Genomic DNA, 18,810 nt, shown 5'->3' with positions numbered 1-18,810 from the left:
CTCCCGGTGGTCAGGGTTTGAGGCTGGAAGGGGTGCCAGGCATGGCAGCACTGTGAGTCGCAATCGGCTGTGCGCTGGGTGGACTGCCGACCTGCGGCGTGGTGCGGGCAAAGAAAATCACGACGGCAGCCAGTAATGAAGTCGCCGCCAGTCCGTAAAGCCCACCCTGAATCGACCCGGTGGTCTGTTCCAGAAAGCCGAACGTGGTGGGCGCAACAAAGCCGCCCAGATTGCCGATGGAGTTGATCAGCGCGATGACCGCTGCGGCAATGCGTGCATCCAGATAGCCCTGAGGAATCGGCCAGAACAGGGCAGACGCGGCCTTGAAGCCGATGGCCGCGAAGCAAATGGCTACAAACGCGAATACCGGGCCGCCAATGGTGGACATGAACATGCCGACGGCGGCGATGATCAGCGTGACAGCGACCCACGCCTGTTGGTGCTTGAAGCGCGCCGCCAATGCCGCAAAACCATACATGGCCACAATGGAAATGATCCACGGCACCGAGTTGAACAGCCCGACCTCGAAGTCATTGAAGCTGCCCATCTTGCGGATCATGCTCGGCAGCCAGAAGGTAGCGCCGTAGATCGTCAGTGCCACCGAAAAGTAAATGAAACAGAACAGTAGGATCTGCCGGTCCGCCAGCAAGCGGAACACCGACGGCCTGACGGTCTGTGCTGCTTCACGCAGCCTTTGTTCTTCAGCTAATGCAGTGCTGAGTGCGGTCTTTTCTTCTTCACTCAGCCAGCTGGCCTCGTGGGGGTATGACTGTAGCCAGAACCAGACGAAACCGCACAGCACGATCGAGGCGAAGCCTTCGATGAGGAACATCCATTGCCAGCCATGCAGGCTCAGACCCTCGATGCCGAGCAATGCACCGGACACCGGCCCGGAAATCACCGAGGCAATTGCCGATCCGCTGAGAAACAGCGCCATCGCCTTACCGCGATCGCTGGAGGGTAGCCACTGGGTGAAGTAATAGATGATGCCCGGAAAGAAGCCGGCTTCGGCCGCGCCAAGAATGAAGCGCAGCACGTAGAAACTGGTTTCTCCCTGAACGAACGCCATGGCCATGGCGGCTGCGCCCCAGGTAAACATGATGCGGGTCAGCCAGGCGCGGGCACCGTAACGCTGCAGCAGCATGTTGGACGGCACTTCGAACAGTGCATAGCCGACAAAGAACAATCCGGCACCCAGCCCATAGGCTGCTGCACCGATACCCAGATCGGTTTCAAGATGGCTGCGCACAAAGCCGATATTGACCCGGTCGATATAATTGACGATGAACATCACCACAAACAGCGGCAACACGTGGCGTTTCACCTTCGAGGCCGCACGGGCAAGTGCCGTGGGGTCAGTAGTACCAGGGACGGTATTCAAGGGGCGGCTCCCATTCATTGTTGTTTTTGGGGTGAGTCGATCATGCGCGGGTGTATTATTCCTGTCCAATCCAGTTAGTGACTTGATTGATACCGGGAGTGGATCAATGTTCGAGCTTTCCCAGCTGCGTTGCTTTACCACGGTGGCCACGGAACTGAACTTCCGCCGTGCCGCCGAGCGGCTCAATATGACTCAGCCGCCATTGAGTCGGCAGATCCAGCTACTGGAGCACAATCTGGGTGTCGAGCTGTTCACGCGCAGCACCCGCAGCGTGGCGTTGACGGCAGCGGGCAGGGCGTTCTTCATCGAGGCGCAGACGTTGCTGGAGCGTGCGCAGCAGGCGGCTCTTTCAGCCAGGCGCTTTGCCGAAGGCGATATCGGCTCGGTAACCATCAGCTTTGTCGGCAGTGCGGTATACGAGTTTCTGCCCAGGGTGATCGCCGAGGCGCGGCTCAAGCAGCCACAGGTGAAGATTTCCCTGACTGAGATGAACACCTATCAGCAGCACGAAGCGCTCAGGGCGCGGCGCATTGACCTGGGTATCGTAAGAGCGCCGCTGTTTCAGCCGGGCTACGAAAGCGAATGCCTGGTACGCGAACCATTCGTGCTGGCGGTGCCGGCCAATCATCGGTTGGCTCACGCTGACGCAGTCGCGGTGGCTGATCTGGATGGCGTGCCGTTTCTGATGTATTCGCATTCGGCCTACCCACCGTTCAACGAACTGCTGACCGGCATGTTTCGTTCCGCACGAGTGGCGCCGGAGTATGTCCAATGGCTTGGATCGTCACTGACTATTCTGGCACTGGTCAACGCCGGCATGGGCCTGGCACTGGTGCCGCGTTGTGCGACCAATGTGGTGTTCAAGGACGTAGTGTTTCGTCACATTGATCTGGGTGAGGGTGTGCAGAGCGAGTTGCATCTGGTCTGGCGTGGCGACAATGACAATCCGGCGTGCAGGATGCTGCTGGAGGCCATTCGCGCGGCCGTCAGGGCTGATGAAAGTTGATGCGAAAAACCTTGCTGTATGCTGGCGTCGACTATCATTCATTCAGTCGATAGTCATCATCATGCAAGGCAAGTTCTGTTTTTCCGGCAAAGGAGGAGGATGGCGCCATAGCCACCTGCTCCAAAGGGAGACGACGCGATGAGAATGTTTAATCTGTTGACGTTTGCTGCCGTGTTAAGCACCAGCATTGTGTTCACTGCGTCGGCCAACGCCGCCGTCTCGCCGGTCTCTGCGTCTTCCGCCCAGTCTTGCCATTTTGCGCCGGTGGCCGACAGCGCCTCCAGCCTGCAACACACTCAGTCGGTGGGTGTTTTGTACAGCGAAAATACCCTCAGTAATCTCCAGTACCTGAACAACTACCATTCTGTAGCGCTCAAAAGCGGGCAGAACGGAGCGCTCGATTCGCGTATTCGCAACGCATTCGTCAGCAGTTCGGACCCAAAACTGGCCACCGCCTGGCTGGTGGGTTCATTACAGAAAGAGTTTGCCTCGGTGACTGTCTACGATAGCCTCGACGCGCTGATGCATGCGCGCCCGGATGTTGTGGTCATGCTCGACACCTACAATCGTCTGGTGAGCAAACGCAACAGTCAGGTCGAAGCACGTTTCATGGCCCGCTTTTACGACACCAATCTGCAGTACATCGGCAAGGCGGAAGGTGAAGTGGTCAAGGACATGACCTCGGTCTGGGTGCAGGGTAAAGCCGCTCCGGAAATTGCCGCACAGATCGATCAGCAGCGCGAGCTGCAAGTGAACGCGCTGAAACAATTCGATGCGTCGCTCAAGGCGCTGGTCATGCAGGCCGATCGGGCTCAAGTCGCGGCGAACTGAGCCTGAATCACGCCTGGAAATGGAGCGCTGGCCTGGCGGACACTGTCAGATATGCCTTCTGCCTCGCGCTCCGCATTACACCCGCCTTCAGCTATTGATGACCTCGGCGAAGTGCTTGCTGAACGCGAACTGTGACACTCCCAGTACGCAAGTGATGGTTCGCGAACCGTTGCCTTGCAGTTGTATCTGTCCGCAATGGTTGTCCTGTGGCGTGATGTTGGTGTTGACGGACAGAAACTGCTCATCCACTTTCGTCGCTTCAATGCCGCCCGCCATCAGCACGGTCGCCAATGGATCGAATATCGGTACCGGATAACCTTCGGCGTGCGTGCCCGATTTGGTTTCAAGCACCTGCCTGACCAGAGTGGCCACTGGATCGGTGGCGGTAATCTGCTGCGAGTAACTGGCGTCGAGGATAACCTGATTGCAGACGTCAAGCGGCACAAGCGTCAACGGCAGGTTCGACTGGAAAACGTTATTGGCTGCGACGGGGTCTATAAATACATTCCATTCGGCAGAGTGGTTACTGCTGTAGGACTCACCCTGATCCCACGCCTTCTGAGCGTCGTTCAATGTGGCGACATTGCCATCAACATAGACGGCACCCGCCATGGCAACAATCCTGTCGATCATCTGCACGTCTGCGGGCTGGCTGCTCAGCGAGAGCATCTTCGCGATGTTGGTAAAGCCGCCGAGCGATAGAACAGTGATTGTATCCTGGCTGTTTTTTACCGTCTGATACAGGTACTCCCACGCAGTAAGGTTCGACACCTCCGGTAACGCAGCAGGATTAAGGCTTCCCAGAAGACCCATGATGTCATTCATATCGTTTTTGAATGGTTGTGGAAACCGGTTGTCGTATTCGAGTGGCTGAGCGGTGCCTCTTGCAACGACGGTGCCGAGTCGATTGCCAATGCCCAGCAAATACTGCGCGATGATCACGCCCCAGCCCAGATCCGTTTCGCCGCATCCCGTGACGGTAATACCGACGATGTCGATGTCCGGTCTTTTCATCAGGTAGGCGATGGACAGCACGTCGTCCCAGCCCATGTCCGTATCGATAATGACTTTCCTGCTCATGGTAATGCTCCCTGCCCATAGGGGGTAAATGAAAAGAGGTTGCAGACGCTGTTGATATGCCCGGGCACACGACCAAACAGTGTATCGCCGGTTTATTTCAATTAAACCGATACGCGGCCCGATTTAACCGTAAAGAATTAACCACACCCGCCGAGAGCATGACAAGCAAGCCGACTATCACGTGGCTTGCATGATGAGCAGCAAGCCACGTGTGCTTTGACTGTAGTGACAGAGAAGCCTTGCGATGCTGAAAAAACTAGTGGGTGCTTTGCGCACCCTGATGTCTGTGCCCGCTGATAATCCCAGGCTATTGCAGGCCCAATACGTTGCGTTGTCCCGACAACTGCCGTTGATGTACTTTGTGCTGCTGGTCAACACCTGGGCGTTGGCGTTCACCCATTGGAGCACCGCGCCGATGTGGCTGACGCTGCTGGTTCCGGCGCTGCTGACGACTATCTGCGCCATTCGCGCGCGCAAGTGGCTGCTCACGGTAAACCGCCCGCCACCGGCCCCGGCAACCATTCTGGCGACGTTACGCGGCACCAATGCTCTGGCAGGTTTGATCGCTGCCGGTTTCGCCGCGTGGTCACTGTCGCTTTATCCCTATGGCGATGCCTATGCCCAGGCGCATGTGGCGTTTTTCATGGGCATCACCGTGATTGTCTGCATCTTCTGCATGATGCACTTGCAGCCTGCAGCGTTGACCACGGCAGTGGTGGTCAACACTGCGTTCGTTGTGTTCTTCGCCTCGACGCACAACATCACGTTTATTGCCACGGCGGCGAACATCGTGCTGGTGTCCATTGGCATGCTGATCATTCTGCAGTATCAGTACCGTGACTTCACCAGCCTGGTGAACGTGCAGGTCAGAACCGAACAATTGAGCAATGAGAACCTGCTGCTGGCCAATCAGGACAGCTTGACGGGGCTGCCCAATCGTCGACAGTTCTTTCAGACGCTGGACGCGGCCATGAACGAGGCGCTGGCGCATCGCAGCGGGCTGGCGGTGGGTGTGCTGGATCTGGACGGATTCAAGCCGGTCAATGACCTTTACGGGCATCGTACGGGGGACATGCTGCTGATGCTGGTCGCTGAACGCCTGACCAGTGTCTCTAGCAATACAGTGCATGTATCCCGGCTGGGCGGTGACGAGTTCGCGCTGGTTATCAAGGGCGACATCAGCAACGAGGCATTGCTGGCGTTCGGTAAGCACCTGTGCGACCTCATGCACGAAAGCTTCGAGCTGTCGGACATGCCGATCCAGATCGGCGCGACCCTCGGCCTCGCGACGTTCCCGGCCACTGCGGACAATGCGACCCAGCTGTTCGAATTTGCCGATTACGCGCTTTATCAGGGCAAAAATCATAACCCAGGCACCACGTGCCTGTTCTCTGCCAGTCACCGCCAGCAGTTGCATGCCGATGGTGTGACTGAGCAGGCATTGCGACGTGCCAATCTCGACACCGAGTTTCACGTGCTGTTTCAGCCGATCGTTGAAAGCTGCACTCGTCAAACCGTGGCTTTCGAGGCGCTGGCGCGCTGGAACAGTCCGGAGCTGGGTCCGGTATCACCGGCACATTTCATTCCGATTGCCGAGCGAATCGGCATGATCAACAAGCTCACCGCGCCTTTGCTGACTCACGCGCTGCAGAGGGCTTTGTCATGGCCTGCACCTGTCAGGCTGTCGTTCAATCTGTCTGCCCACGACTGCGCGACCTGGGAAAGTGTCAGCAGAATTGTCGAGATCATTGAAAGCAGCGGCTTCGATGCCTCGCGGCTGGATCTGGAAATCACAGAAACCGCGGTGATGCAGGATATCAACCAGGTGCAACAGGCCATCGCGCAGTTCCGGAAACTGGGCTGCGGTATATCGCTGGATGATTTTGGCACCGGGTATTCGAGCCTCAGCCAGTTGCATGCTTTGGCACTGACCAAGCTCAAGATCGACCGCAGCTTTGTAACCGGCGTGCATAACAATCCGGCCAGTTACAAGATCGTCAAATCGCTGATCGCCCTGAGCCTGGACATGTCCCTTGGCTGCGTGATCGAAGGCGTCGAAACGCAGGATGAATTGAATGCACTGACCAGCCTGGGATGTACGATGGTTCAGGGTTACTTCTACAGTCCGCCGATCAGCTTCGAGCAGACGCTGGTGTGGATTGAAACACCCGATGAAGAGCGCACCTTCGGCTATGCCGCCTCGTGCCCGCTCTGATCAATCTGGCTTGAGCCACTCACCTGCGTGCGTGGAGTAAGATGCACTTTTGATCTCCACGGAATCTTTCTGATGAGCAAACCTGGGCAGACCGTTCTTGTCGCGCTGCGCAAGATGATTGCGTCAGGCGAGCTGGCTGCCGGCGAGCGTTTGATGGAAGTGCCGACCGCCGAGCTGTTCGGTGTATCACGCATGCCGGTGCGCATGGCGTTTCGGACGCTGGAGCAGGAAGGCCTGCTGGTGCCCTTCGGCGGCCGTGGTTTTCAGGTGCGCTCGATCAGCCCGATGGAAATCGCCGGTGCGGTCGACGTGCGCGGCGTTCTGGAAGGGCTGGCGGCGCGGCAGATGGCCGAACGCGGTTTGACACAGGACGCACGCGACGAGCTTGAGGCCTGTCTGGTGCAGGGTGATGGGCTGTTCGAAAAGGGCTATGTCACTGAGGATGACCTCGAGGTCTATCACGATATGAACATGCGCCTGCATCGAGTGATTGTCGCCGGCAGTGGCAACCGAGCCATTGCCGATGCACTGGCGCGTAACGACCACCTGCCTTTCGCCTCGGTGACTGCACTGGCAGTGGATCGGGACAACCTGATTCGCGAATACCGACGCTTCAATTTCGCGCATATGCAGCATCATGCGGTAGTGGATGCGTTGATCAGCGGGCAGGGCGCTCGTGCCGAGGCCATCATGCGCGAGCACGCCAACGCCACCTTGCGTTATGCCGAGATTTTCGGGGCTGGCGTGAACGAGCGCATGAAGGTCATTCCGCGCCCGGACTGATCAGAGTTCGAGCACCAGCAGTGGGGTTTTCGAGCGAGAGCAGCAGGGCGTGAACTGATCGTTGAGGGCCTGTTCGTCTTCAGTCATAAACAGGTCCCGATGATCCGGAATGCCCTTCAAAACCCGCGTCAGGCATGTACCGCACACGCCTTGCTCGCACGACAGCGGGATATCGATGCCGTGGCTTTCGAGCACCTGAGCGACCGTCTTGTTGGCTGGAATGGCAATGACCTGGCCAGTGCTGGCGATCTCGATCGAAAAGCTACCGTCATTGCTGGTATCTGCAGGCTGTGCGGAAAAGTACTCGCGATGCAGATTGTCTTCAGACCAGCCAGCCGCGCGGGCGCTGTCGAGGATGTATTGCATGAAGCCACCCGGTCCGCATACGTACAGATGGGTATCGGGCTGCGGGTGGGCGAGTAGCTTAGCGGCATCCAGCGCAGTGTCGGGCTGCTCGTCAAAGTGCAGCGTTACCCGGTCGGCAAATGGCGAGTGTTTCAGACGTTCGATAAACGCGCCGCGCTCGACGGAACGAACGCAGTAGTGCAGTTCGAAATCGGCACCCTCAAGCGCCAGCTGTTCCGCCATGCACAGGATGGGCGTGATACCGATGCCTCCGCCGAACAGGAGTGTGCGACGGCTGGTCTCGGTCAGCGGAAACAGGTTGCGCGGTTCGCTGATGCGCAATTGCGCCCCTGGCTGAATCTGTTCGTGCAGGCCGCGCGATCCGCCACGTGAAGCTGGATCGTTAAGCACGCCGATCAGATAGCGATGACGCTCGTTCGGCGCGTTGCACAGCGAGTACTGGCGTATCAGCCCGTTCGGCAGATGCACATCAATGTGTGCACCTGCCGTGAAGGGTGGCAGCAGTTCGCCATCAGGTCGCGCCAGTTCAAAGCTGCAGATATCCAGCGCTTCATCGTTACGTGATAACACGGTCACGTCGATCATGGTATGTCCTCGGGTGACCGCGACAAGGGTCACTTCTGATTGTTTTCAACACATCCGGACTGGCAGAAGACCGTCATTTCGTGGCCATCACGGGAATCTGTTCAGGCGAGCCGGTCCGCTCGGCAGCGATCAGGCGTTCCAGAATCTTGCGCGACTGCACGCCGCCGGCATCGATATTGAGTTTGAGCAGATTGCGCTGTGGGTGCTGAAGCAGGTTCTGTTGCTGGCGTTCAAGCATCTCCAGATCTTCGGTGAAAATCTTGCCCTGACCTTCGCGGATCGACGCGGTCAGTTGTTCGTCAGCCGGATTGAAGTTGCGCGCCATGCCCCAGAAGTACCAGATCGAAGTATCGGTTTCCGGTGTGATGAAGTCGACGACGATGCTCGACGCCTTGAACTCCTGGGGCGCGTGATAGCCGCCTTTACCTGCGTGGGCCACGCCGACTTCGATCAGCACATGGCTGGGCGGTGTAAAGCGGCAGATCTGCCAGCGATCGACCGGCACATCGTCGGCCAGATTGTTGCCACGCAGCGCCATTTGCCAGAACGGCGGCGGCATGATGTTTTCCATGTGGCGCGCGGTAATGACTTCTTCGCCTTCGACAGTCGTGACGGGAGCTGCCTCGTCAATTTCCTTCTGGCCGATGCTTGACGCATGCACGTAAGTTTCGTGGGTAAGGTCCATCAGGTTGTCGATCATCAGGCGGTAGTCGCACTGAATATGAAAAAGACCGCCACCGTAGGCCCATTCGTCGCTGACGGCCCACTCGAGATGATGGATGAGTGCCGGATCAGCCTTTTCCCGGTCGCCTGGCCATACCCAGATGAAGCCGTAGCGCTCGACTGCAGGAAAGGTCCGGTTGCACGGGAAGCCCCGAACACGTTGGCCGGGCATGGAAACGGTCTTGCCGTCGCCGCCCATCACCAGCCCGTGGTAACCGCACACCAGGTGACCGTTTTCGACATAACCCAGCGAGAGCGGCGCGCCGCGGTGCGGGCAGAAGTCTTCGACCGCGACCACTTGTTGGTTCTGGTCGCGATAGAACACCATCTTTTCGTTGCAGATCTGCCGGCCCAAAGGCTTTTCGGCGACTTCATCCGCTGTACAGGCGACGTACCACGTATTTTTCGGATGCATGGCGGTTCTCCACGGTTCGATTATTGATCTTATGGATCCACAGAATGAATCATGTTGCTGTCCTCGCGATTATTAATGCCACAGGATTGAGGTTAAGCCAATGATTAAATTTATTAACTATTATTTAGTGGATCCACTGAAGGCCGCTCATGCGGATCCGGATGCCAGCAGTGCAGCTCGTAAACGGGGCGCGAGCGCTTCCAGCAGGGTCTGCACAGAACGCAGTGCCCGGCAGTCGGGACGGGTCAGTAGCCACAGATCAGTGCTGCATCCTTGCAGCGGCTCACTCAGCCGCTCCACAGTACCGAGACCCTTGACAGTGAAATCGGTCAGGGCCGCCACGCCCAGACCGGCAGCGACCATCTGAGAGATCGCCGACATGTTGCTGCAGCGGTAGCGCGGGCTTACCCCCGGGAACGCCTGCTTACGCCAGATCACTGAGGTGTGATCCGGCATTGAGTCGTCCGGGCTGATCCAGGGGACGGAGGCGGGGCTTTGCGCCAGTGCATCGCGGTATTCGGGACGGCCACAGATAAAATAGTCGGCACTGCCCAGGCATCGTCCGATCAAGTGCTCGGGCGGGGTGTTGGTCAGGCGCAGGGCAATATCTGCATCGCGACGACTGAGGTTGGCGAACGCATTGGAGGTGGCCATTTCCAGCGTGAGGGCAGGGTACTGCGGCATGAAATCCGCGAGGGTCGGCAACAGCAGGCTGTGCAGGACAGCGTCGGTGCAGGACAGCGTCGGTGCAGGTCAGGCGCACCGTACCGCTGACGACCTGTTCGCCTTGCTGCAAGGCGATACGGGCAGCGGCGAGTGCCTTTTCGGCGTGCTCTGCCTGCTCGGCCATGGCCTGGGCAGTGTCCGTCGGGATGTAGCCGCGTCGGTTCTTCTCGAACAACGCTGCGCCAAGAGCGGCTTCAAGGCGTCTGATCGAGCGAAACACTGTCGAGATATCAACGTTCAGCAGATCGGCAGCACGTGCCAGCGTGCGGCCGCGCACCAGTGCCAGTACCAGGGAAAGATCGGCATGGGTGATTTCATATTGCATTGGTGCAATGTTCCTTTGCCTGGGTGCCTATGTTTGTTGCGTGAGTGACTATCCTAGACTGGTTTCATTGTGGTTGGATAGCCTGCTATCGACCTGCAGGCCCACCAGACTTCCGAAGGATTCACATATGTCACGACCTCCCTTGATCGGCGTTACCGCCTGCCGCCAGCAGTTGGGCAAGTATTCCTCTCACACTGCGGGCGACAAGTATGTCGAGGCCGCAGCGTTCGCTGGGATTCCGGTCATCCTCCCTGCGCTCGATGTGCCTGCTGAACCTGAGCAACTGCTCGCGTCACTGGACGGCCTGCTGTTTACCGGTTCGCCGTCCAATGTCGAACCGCGCCATTACAACGGACCGGCCAGCGCGGAGGGCACTGCCCATGACATCTGTCGGGATCGTACTACCTTGCCGCTGCTCAGGGCCGCCATCGCTCAGGGTGTGCCGGTGTTGTGCATTTGCCGTGGCTTTCAGGAACTGAATGTCGCACTCGGTGGCAGCCTGCATCAGCGGGTGCACGAGTTACCTGGGTATCTGGACCACCGCGAGCCGCACAGCGATGTGCTGGCCGTGCAGTACGCGCCGCAACACGCAGTGCATGTGCAGCCGGGCGGTTTGCTGGACGCTCTCGGGCTGGCACCGGGGTTCGAGGTCAACAGCCTGCACAGCCAGGGTGTTGACCGTCTGGCATCGGATCTGCGTGCGGAAGCGTTGGCACCCGACGGTCTTGTGGAAGCGGTGTCCTTGCCTGGCGCGCCAGGTTTTGTGCTGGGCGTGCAGTGGCATCCGGAATGGGCGCTCCTGGACAATCCCGTCTCGCTGAGCCTGTTCACGGCATTCCGTGAAGCCTGCCTGACTTATGCCAGGCACCGTCGCGACCGCTAAAGCGATGAGCTGCTGAGTGTTATTGCCAAACGTGATTTAATATCCGCCGTTACGGCCTCGGGCAGTGGACAGTCCATTGCGCCGAGGCCGTCTCATTTACCGGATATCTTTCGCATAAGGCCACTATGGATACGGGAGCACGACTCAAACTGGTGCGTGAGAGCTACAAGCTGTCGCAACGTGAACTCGCCAGACGCAGTGGTGTGACCAATGCCACGATTTCCCTGATTGAGCAAAATCGTGTCAGTCCCTCCATCAGCTCTCTCAAGAAGCTGCTGGAAGGCATCCCTATGACGCTGGCGGACTTTTTCACATTCGATCAGCCTCCCGGGCAGGATCAATATGTGTTCCGGGCCGGTGATCAACCTGACCTGGGGCGCAATGGCGTTCGCTTGTTACTGGTCGGCGCGACCCTGCCGAGTCGACAGATGCGTTTTCTGCGCGAGCAATACGCGCCGGGTGCCGACTCCGGCGAAGAACCTATCGTCCACAGCGAAGGCGAGGAGTGCGGGCTGGTGACGCGCGGCACGGTGGAGCTGACCATCGATGGGCAGGTCAATATCCTCGGTCCTGGAGACGGCTATTATTTTCCGACTACATTACCGCACCGCTTCCGCAACGTCGGCCAGGACGAGGCCGAGATCATCAGCTCCAACACGCCGGCCAATTTTTAAGGGGCAGTTGCCGTGTTACGTCTAAACCTCATTGACATGGCGTTGCGATAGTTCCGGAGCGTCTTGTCCCCCTGTATGCGGCTCAACTGACCAGCGCCGCGGGTATGTACCCTTGTGGGTTCATGCACTGCCAGCGCCATGCGTCGGTAAGCATCGAATCAAGGTCGTGCCTGGCGTGCCAATTCAATTCACGCAATGCTTTCGAGGGATCGGACCAGCACGCGGCGACGTCTCCGGCCCGTCGGGGTTCGAGGATCAAAGGCACGGCGTTGCCAGAGATACGCTCGAAGGCGTGAACCACTTCGAGCACTGAATAACCCTGTCCTGTCCCCAGATTCCAGACGGATACCCCGCGTTCGCGGTGTATTCTATCCAGCGCTTTCAGATGGCCATCGGCCAGATCCATGACGTGAAGGTAGTCACGCACACCTGTTCCGTCCTGCGTCGGGTAGTCAGTGCCATAAATATGCAGAGCAGGGCGCAGCCGATTGGCGACCTGGAGCAGGAACGGCAGCAGGTTGTTCGGTGTGTTGCAGGCCGACTCACCCAACAGGCCGGACGGATGTGCGCCAATGGGGTTGAAGTAACGCAGCAGTCCGATCGACCAGCGCGGATCCGAATGAGCGACGCTTTTCAGCACCTGCTCGGCCATCAGTTTGGAATGCCCGTAAGGACTCGTCGGCAAGCCGAGTGGACAGTTCTCATCCAGCGGCATCCGCTCACACTGGCCATAAACCGTTGCGGATGAGCTGAACAGCAACTCGAACACGCCTGCTTCTGCCATTACCTGACACAGCTTTACGCTGCCGCTTACGTTGGTCTCGAAATAGCGCAATGGCTCCCGGACACTTTCGCTCACAGCCTTGAGCCCGGCGCAATGCACCACCGCCTTGACAGGGTAACGAGCGAATAATCGGTGCAGCGTCGCTTTACTGCGAATATCGCCATGAATGAAATCTACGTGTCGCCCGCTGAGTTTCTCTATCCGATTCAGCGTCTCTCGCGAACTGTTACTCAAGTTATCGAGTACCACTACATCGCGGCCCTTCTCAAGCAGCTCAAGCGTAATGTGAGCGCCAATGTATCCCGTACCGCCGGTCACCAGAATCATGGTTGTCCTTCCTGGATTTTCGCCGCCTCGGGAAGAGGCGAGCTGATGGCTCCATGCCATGACCTTTATTACCGGGCCGACAGGGGAGCCTTGCTTGCGAAAATCAGGACCAGACCACCGCGTGGGAAAAACGTACCGCAGGTGCCAAAAAGCATTCGCTCAAGACTAAGTGGGTATTCGTTCCGAGGAGTTCAACGGCTCATCCCCAATGGCGCTTACCCTTTATCGGAATCACTGAACAACTGTTTTGTCGTGCGCTCGACATTGATAAGCGTGTCCGTGACGCATTCCTGTTTTTTTCACTCACAGGGTTGCACCACGTACGACTATGAAACAGCCGCCCACGCACACTCCACATGAATGCCGTCGAAGTTCAGCCCTTTGCAGAGCCCTTCAGTTTCATCCAGGACTTTTAACAGAAGGGAAACTCTATGAACGGTGTTCAATCAATTCTTTCCGAAGCTTCGGTTTCAGCCGGGGTCGAGACTGCAATCAGACCTTTGCTGTTATGCCTGTCCCACCTCCGGTGGGGTTTCGTTTATCAGCGTCCACAGCACATCATGTCGCGCATGGCGCGGGATTATCAGGTGTTGTTTCTTGAGGAGCCTGTTCTGTCGGACTCTCCAGGTGTCTGGCTTGAGTCACTGCCGCAAGCATGCGGCGTCACTGTGCTGGTGCCGCATCTGCCCTTGAAGATGCCGGCCGGCGAGATGATTTCTGCGCAGCGCGCGTTGCTCGACAGCTTTCTTGATGCGCAACGGTTCGGCGAGCTGCTGCTGTGGTATTTCACCCCGATGAGCCTGGCATTTACCGACCACCTCAATGCGCAAGCGACAATCTTCGATTGCATGGATGAGCTGTCTGCGTTCAAAGGTGCGCCGCCACAGCTTGTCGAACAGGAGTGGGCGCTGATGAAGCGTGCAGATGTTGTCTTTACTGGCGGCTTCAGCCTCTGGGAGGCCAAGCGACTGCAGCATGCTAACGCACACGCCATGCCCAGCAGCGTCGATGTAGAGCATTTTTCAGCCGCTCGCAGCGTGCAGTCTGACCCGGTGGACCAGCGCTGCATTCCGTACCCGAGACTCGGTTTTTTTGGCGTCATCGATGAACGCTTTGATATTCAACTGGTTCGAGAGGTGGCAGCGGCACACCCCGAATGGCAAATCGTGTTGATCGGCCCTGTAGTGAAGATCGATCCGGCAAGCCTGCCGCTTATGGCCAATGTCCATTATCTGGGCAACAAGTCCTATGACGACTTGCCAGCCTATCTGGCCGGTTGGGACGTGGCGTTGATGCCATTCGCCCTGAACGACGCCACACGCTTCATTAGCCCGACCAAGACTCCTGAATACCTGGCGGGTGGCTGCCCGGTGGTCTCAACCCGGATTGCCGATGTTGTGAGAAGGTACGGGGCTTGCGGTGTCGTCGCAATTGCCGACGATGCCAAGGCGTTTACGCACGCGATTCACGAGGCGCTGACGCATAAAGGTGCTGACGATTTTCTGCGCAAGGTTGACGCAGTGCTGACCGGCGAGTCCTGGGATAACACCTGCGCTGCGATGAAGGCTCATATCAGCCGGGTTGTCGTCAGGAGGGAAATCGAATGACCGGTATAACGCCTGAATCAGCCGCTCTGGACGATACGTACTATGACTTCCTGATTGTCGGTGCAGGTTTTGCCGGCAGCGTGCTGGCGGAAAGGCTGGCGGCGGGGCTGGGCAAGCTTGTCCTGCTCATCGACCGACGTCCACATATTGCCGGCAATGCTTACGATCATCTGGACAGCGCCGGGGTGCTGGTTCATCAGTACGGGCCGCACATATTCCATACCAACGCCGAGCGGATCGTGGAGTATCTTTCACGATTTACCGAATGGCGAGACTACGAACACCGTGTACTCGCCAGTGTAGACGGTCAGTTGCTACCCATTCCGATCAACCTCGATACCCTCAACAGTCTGTACGGCTTGCAGATGAACGAGCAGCAAGCCGAAGCGTTTCTTGCCCGTCGAGCCGAACCCGTCGAGATGATAAGGACCTCCGAAGATGTCGTGATTAATCAGATCGGTCGCAAGTTGTACGAGAAGTTCTTCCGGGGTTATACCCGCAAGCAATGGGGTCTGGACCCGTCGCAACTCGACAAGTCGGTTACTGCCCGGGTACCCACCCGTACCAATGCCGACAGTCGGTACTTTACCGATACCTTTCAGAAAATGCCGCTGCATGGCTATACGCGGATGTTTGAACGGATGCTGGATCATCCGCTTATCAGCGTCAGGCTGGGGGTCGATTTTGTCGATGTTCGTGAGCGGGCGCAGTATCGACATCTTGTCTATTGCGGGCCGATCGATGAATACTTCGATTATGAATATGGCCGTCTACCGTATCGGTCGTTGCGTTTCGAACACAAGACCGTCGATCAGGCTCAGTTTCAATCTGTGGCGGTGGTTAACTACCCGGATGAGGCGGTTCCTCATACGCGTATCACAGAATACAAGCATCTCACCGGTCAACTGCACGCCAAAACCAGCCTCACGTATGAGTTTCCGTGTGCCGAGGGCGATCCTTATTACCCCATTCCCCGACCGGAAAACGCCGAGCTATACAAGCGCTACAAGGCATTGGCCGATCAGTCGGCTGACGTCACTTTCCTCGGGCGGCTTGGCACTTACAAGTACTACAACATGGATCAGGTCGTGGGGCAGGCTCTGGCGTTATACCAAAAGCTGGCCGATCAAGCACCTGGGCCGAATACCGAACCGCTTCAACAGCCTGCGCGAGGTTGAGCATGAGCGGGTTGTTCGACAGCTTTTTCATGGGCGGATTCGAGTGTGCCAGTCATCGGCGACGCGATGGTGTGCGACTCGACCTGCTTGATTCCACCGGCCACAGTCGTTGGCTCCAGGCAGACTTCGCTGCAATGGACGCATGCGCAATCCGTACGGTGCGCGACGGCTTGCGCTGGCATTTGATTGAAGCAAGCCCGGGCGCCTACGACTGGAGCAGTTTTCTACCCATGTTGCACACCGCGCGGCATCAGGGCATACAGGTAATTTGGGACCTGTGCCATTACGGTTATCCCGATGATCTGGATATCTGGAGCCCGCAATTTGTCGAGCGCTTTGCGCGATTTGCCGCGGCGGCGGCTCAGTTGATCAAGGATGAAGGGGAGACAGCACCTTTCTATTCGCCGATCAACGAGATTTCGTTTTGGAGCTGGGCAGGGGGCGAAGTGGCTTATTTTAATCCCGGCAGCCGGCAGCGCGGCATGGAGCTCAAACAGCAACTGGTGCGGGCCAGTATTGCGGCAATAGACGCGATACGCACGATAGCGCCCAGCGCACGCTTTGTTCAGGCCGAGCCATTGATTCATGTCGTACCGGCCACGCGAGGTCACGGCGAAGCAGCGGCGGCAGAATGTTATCGACAGGCGCAGTTCGAGGCCTGGGATTTTTTATCCGGACGGCAATGGCCCGGACTGGGCGGTCGCCCCGAGTATCTGGATGTGCTGGGCGTCAACTTCTATCCCCAGAATCAATGGCAGTTCAACGGCCGAAAGCTCTTGCAGAGCGATCCGCAATACAGACCCCTTCAAGGTATGCTGAGCGAGCTGCACAGGCGATACGCCAGACCGCTATTGATCTCTGAAACCGGAGCCGAAGGCGCTCAGCGTCTGCCCTGGTTCAATTACATATGTGCAGAGGTTGGCAAGGCCGTCAGGGCCGGCATACCGGTGGAAGGTATCTGCTGGTACCCCATTCTCGATTATCCGGGCTGGGACGACGACCGATACTGCCCGGCAGGATTGCTCGGGTATGCTGACGAACAGGGCAAGCGGTCTGTCTTTAAACCTCTGCAGAATGCAGTGCGCGACAACGCAAGTGAATGGGCTGCCCTATTCAAAAAAAGAGCGGAAAAGCGCTGTTTGAGTGACGGTGTTCCAAGCGCCAAGCCCCTCGAATGAATATAATCCGGTTTTTTATCAAAGACCTCAGAACCCTTGAGAGGGTAGACCGGTCTCAGGTTTTAGCACACGTGGCAGTCCCAACCAATTATTCGTGGAGTTTCTGGAGTGTCGGAAAATAAAACCCGTGTCGACAACGCGGCGACGGGAGATATCAAACATCAGGGAAAAGATATCTTTTTTGCGGCGGTGGAAACGACACGGATGCCGATGATCGTGACCGACCCCAATCGCGCTGACAATCCGATTATTTTCGCCAACCGTGCCTTTCTGGAAATGACGGGGTATGCGTCAGAGGAAATTCTCGGCAGCAACTGCCGGTTTCTGCAAGGGCCTGAAACTGATCGGGCGGTGGTGCAGTCCATCCGCGATGCGATAGACGAGCGCGTGGATATCTCTACCGAGATTCTCAACTACCGCAAGGACGGTTCTTCGTTCTGGAATGCCTTGTTCATTTCTCCGGTTTACAACGATGCCGGGGACCTGATCTATTTCTTTGCCTCGCAACTGGATATCAGTCGGCGTCGAGATGCTGAAGAGGCCTTGCGTCAGGCGCAGAAGATGGAAGCCCTGGGGCAGCTTACCGGGGGCATCGCTCACGACTTCAACAACCTGTTGCAAGTCATGGGTGGCTATATTGATCTGATCGGCAGCGCTGCGGAAAAACCCGTCATCGATGTGCAGCGGGTTCAGCGCAGCGTTTATCACGCAAAGTCTGCAGTCGAGCGCGCGAGCACGCTAACCAAGCAATTGCTGGCATTTGCCCGCAAACAGAAACTGCAGGGGCGAGTGCTCAACCTCAACGGCCTGGTTTCTACCACTGAGTCCCTGATCGAGAGTACGTTCGGGCCGGAAGTTACGATCGAAACCGATCTGGACCCGGCATTGAAGAACTGCCGTATCGACCCGACTCAGGCAGAAGTTGCCCTGCTGAATATTTTCATCAACGCCAGGGATGCTTTGATTGGCAGACCGGACCCGAAAATATTCATTGAAACCCGCAACCTGGTTGTCGATGAGCTGGCCAATATGTCCTATGACGGCCTGCTGCCGGGCCGCTACGTTTGTATTGCCGTGACCGACAACGGCATTGGCATGCCATCCAGTATCAGGGATCGGGTAATGGACCCGTTTTTTACCACCAAGGAGGAGGGCAAGGGCTCCGGCCTCGGTCTCTCGATGGTCTACGGCTTTGCCAAGCAGTCCGGTGGCGCGGCCAGGATCTATACCGAAGAAGGGGTTGGAACAACACTGCGCCTGTATTTTCCGGTAGACGAGGCTGTGTTGAGCAAGACCGACCCGCCAAAAGCCTCCGAGAGACGTATAGGCAGCTCCGAGCGGATCCTGATCGTGGAGGACCGGCCAGACGTCGCCGAGCTGGCGAAGATGGTGCTGGATGATTACGGGTATGTCTCCGAAATTGTCCTGAATGCCCGTGAAGCACTGAAGCGGTTTGAATCCGGCAGCATGTATGACTTGCTGTTCACTGACCTGATCATGCCGGGCGGCATGAACGGCGTCATGCTCGCACGGGAAGTGAGGCGCAGGTATCCCAAGGTCAAAGTGTTGCTGACCACCGGGTACGCTGAAAGCTCGATCGAACGAACCGACATCGGTGGTTCCGAGTTCGATGTGGTGTCCAAGCCATGCATGCCTCAGGAGCTTGCCAGGAAGGTCAGGCAAGTACTGGACGGGCCGAACGGTATCGCCTGAAGGAACGGTATCGCCTGAAGGGGGCCGGAC

At 57.6% G+C, this 18,810-nt stretch carries 15 protein-coding genes and 1 pseudogene; 10 read left to right on the top strand and 6 right to left on the bottom strand.

Annotated features, from left to right (window positions below; translation table 11 throughout):
• Window positions 1-10: 10 nt before the first annotated feature.
• Window positions 11-1,399 carry an MFS transporter gene (locus MME58_RS14125; RefSeq protein WP_055005037.1) on the bottom strand — a complete coding sequence of 463 codons (1,389 nt, stop codon included), beginning with the start codon at window positions 1,397-1,399 and terminating at the stop codon, window positions 11-13.
• 88 nt (window positions 1,400-1,487) lie between these two features.
• On the opposite strand from MME58_RS14125, the gene MME58_RS14120 reads away from it, so the two are divergent.
• Window positions 1,488-2,387, top strand: a complete 900-nt coding sequence (locus tag MME58_RS14120) for a LysR substrate-binding domain-containing protein (protein WP_241409102.1) — start codon at window positions 1,488-1,490, stop codon at window positions 2,385-2,387.
• Between the two features lie 138 nt (window positions 2,388-2,525).
• Window positions 2,526-3,218, top strand: a complete 693-nt coding sequence (locus MME58_RS14115) for a hypothetical protein (protein WP_054984196.1) — start codon at window positions 2,526-2,528, stop codon at window positions 3,216-3,218.
• 87 nt (window positions 3,219-3,305) lie between these two features.
• On the opposite strand, the gene MME58_RS14110 is transcribed toward MME58_RS14115, so the two are convergent.
• Window positions 3,306-4,298, bottom strand: a complete 993-nt coding sequence (locus MME58_RS14110; RefSeq protein WP_055005038.1) for a nucleoside hydrolase — start codon at window positions 4,296-4,298, stop codon at window positions 3,306-3,308.
• 244 nt (window positions 4,299-4,542) lie between these two features.
• On the opposite strand from MME58_RS14110, the gene MME58_RS14105 reads away from it, so the two are divergent.
• On the top strand, window positions 4,543-6,513 hold the full coding sequence (locus tag MME58_RS14105; protein ID WP_055005039.1) for a putative bifunctional diguanylate cyclase/phosphodiesterase: 1,971 nt from the start codon (window positions 4,543-4,545) through the stop codon (window positions 6,511-6,513).
• Between the two features lie 72 nt (window positions 6,514-6,585).
• On the top strand, window positions 6,586-7,296 hold the full coding sequence (locus MME58_RS14100; RefSeq protein ID WP_054984199.1) for a GntR family transcriptional regulator: 711 nt from the start codon (window positions 6,586-6,588) through the stop codon (window positions 7,294-7,296).
• Here the strand turns inward: MME58_RS14100 and MME58_RS14095 are convergent, their stop codons facing one another.
• From MME58_RS14095 to MME58_RS14085, 3 genes and pseudogenes are all read right to left on the bottom strand, one after another.
• Complete coding sequence (locus MME58_RS14095; RefSeq protein ID WP_054984200.1) at window positions 7,297-8,247, bottom strand: PDR/VanB family oxidoreductase; 951 nt, start codon at window positions 8,245-8,247, stop codon at window positions 7,297-7,299.
• A gap of 73 nt (window positions 8,248-8,320) precedes the next feature.
• Entirely contained in the window at window positions 8,321-9,385 is a 1,065-nt protein-coding gene (locus tag MME58_RS14090) for an aromatic ring-hydroxylating oxygenase subunit alpha (protein WP_054984201.1), read from the bottom strand.
• 147 nt (window positions 9,386-9,532) lie between these two features.
• Window positions 9,533-10,436 (bottom strand): annotated as a pseudogene (locus tag MME58_RS14085) (LysR family transcriptional regulator).
• Window positions 10,437-10,563: 127 nt separating this feature from the next.
• Here MME58_RS14085 and MME58_RS14080 point away from each other — a divergent pair.
• Both MME58_RS14080 and MME58_RS14075 read left to right on the top strand, forming a co-directional pair.
• Window positions 10,564-11,319: a gamma-glutamyl-gamma-aminobutyrate hydrolase family protein gene (locus MME58_RS14080; protein WP_054984203.1), complete on the top strand. Its 756-nt coding sequence runs from the start codon at window positions 10,564-10,566 to the stop codon at window positions 11,317-11,319.
• A gap of 125 nt (window positions 11,320-11,444) precedes the next feature.
• On the top strand, window positions 11,445-11,993 hold the full coding sequence (locus MME58_RS14075; protein WP_054984204.1) for a cupin domain-containing protein: 549 nt from the start codon (window positions 11,445-11,447) through the stop codon (window positions 11,991-11,993).
• Between the two features lie 82 nt (window positions 11,994-12,075).
• Here the strand turns inward: MME58_RS14075 and galE are convergent, their stop codons facing one another.
• On the bottom strand, window positions 12,076-13,104 hold the full coding sequence (gene galE, locus MME58_RS14070) for a UDP-glucose 4-epimerase GalE (RefSeq protein WP_055005040.1): 1,029 nt from the start codon (window positions 13,102-13,104) through the stop codon (window positions 12,076-12,078).
• A 431-nt stretch (window positions 13,105-13,535) separates the two neighbouring features.
• Between galE and MME58_RS14065 the strand changes: the two genes are divergently transcribed.
• The 4 genes from MME58_RS14065 (at window position 13,536) to MME58_RS14050 (ending at window position 18,780) form a co-directional block, all read left to right on the top strand.
• Complete coding sequence (locus MME58_RS14065) at window positions 13,536-14,711, top strand: glycosyltransferase family 1 protein (protein ID WP_055005041.1); 1,176 nt, start codon at window positions 13,536-13,538, stop codon at window positions 14,709-14,711.
• The gene (gene glf, locus MME58_RS14060) at window positions 14,708-15,889 is read left to right on the top strand and encodes a UDP-galactopyranose mutase (RefSeq protein WP_055005042.1); all 1,182 of its coding nucleotides are present in this window, start codon (window positions 14,708-14,710) and stop codon (window positions 15,887-15,889) included. Before MME58_RS14065 ends, glf begins: the two co-directional genes overlap by 4 nt.
• 2 nt (window positions 15,890-15,891) lie before the next feature.
• Window positions 15,892-17,067 carry a hypothetical protein gene (locus MME58_RS14055; protein ID WP_055005043.1) on the top strand — a complete coding sequence of 392 codons (1,176 nt, stop codon included), beginning with the start codon at window positions 15,892-15,894 and terminating at the stop codon, window positions 17,065-17,067.
• Window positions 17,068-17,175: 108 nt separating this feature from the next.
• Complete coding sequence (locus tag MME58_RS14050) at window positions 17,176-18,780, top strand: hybrid sensor histidine kinase/response regulator (protein WP_055005044.1); 1,605 nt, start codon at window positions 17,176-17,178, stop codon at window positions 18,778-18,780.
• Window positions 18,781-18,810 lie beyond the last annotated feature (30 nt).

Source organism: Pseudomonas syringae pv. tagetis (assembly GCF_022557255.1).
GTDB classification, from domain to species: domain Bacteria; phylum Pseudomonadota; class Gammaproteobacteria; order Pseudomonadales; family Pseudomonadaceae; genus Aquipseudomonas; species Aquipseudomonas caricapapayae.
This window is presented reverse-complemented; position numbering and strand designations above follow the sequence as displayed.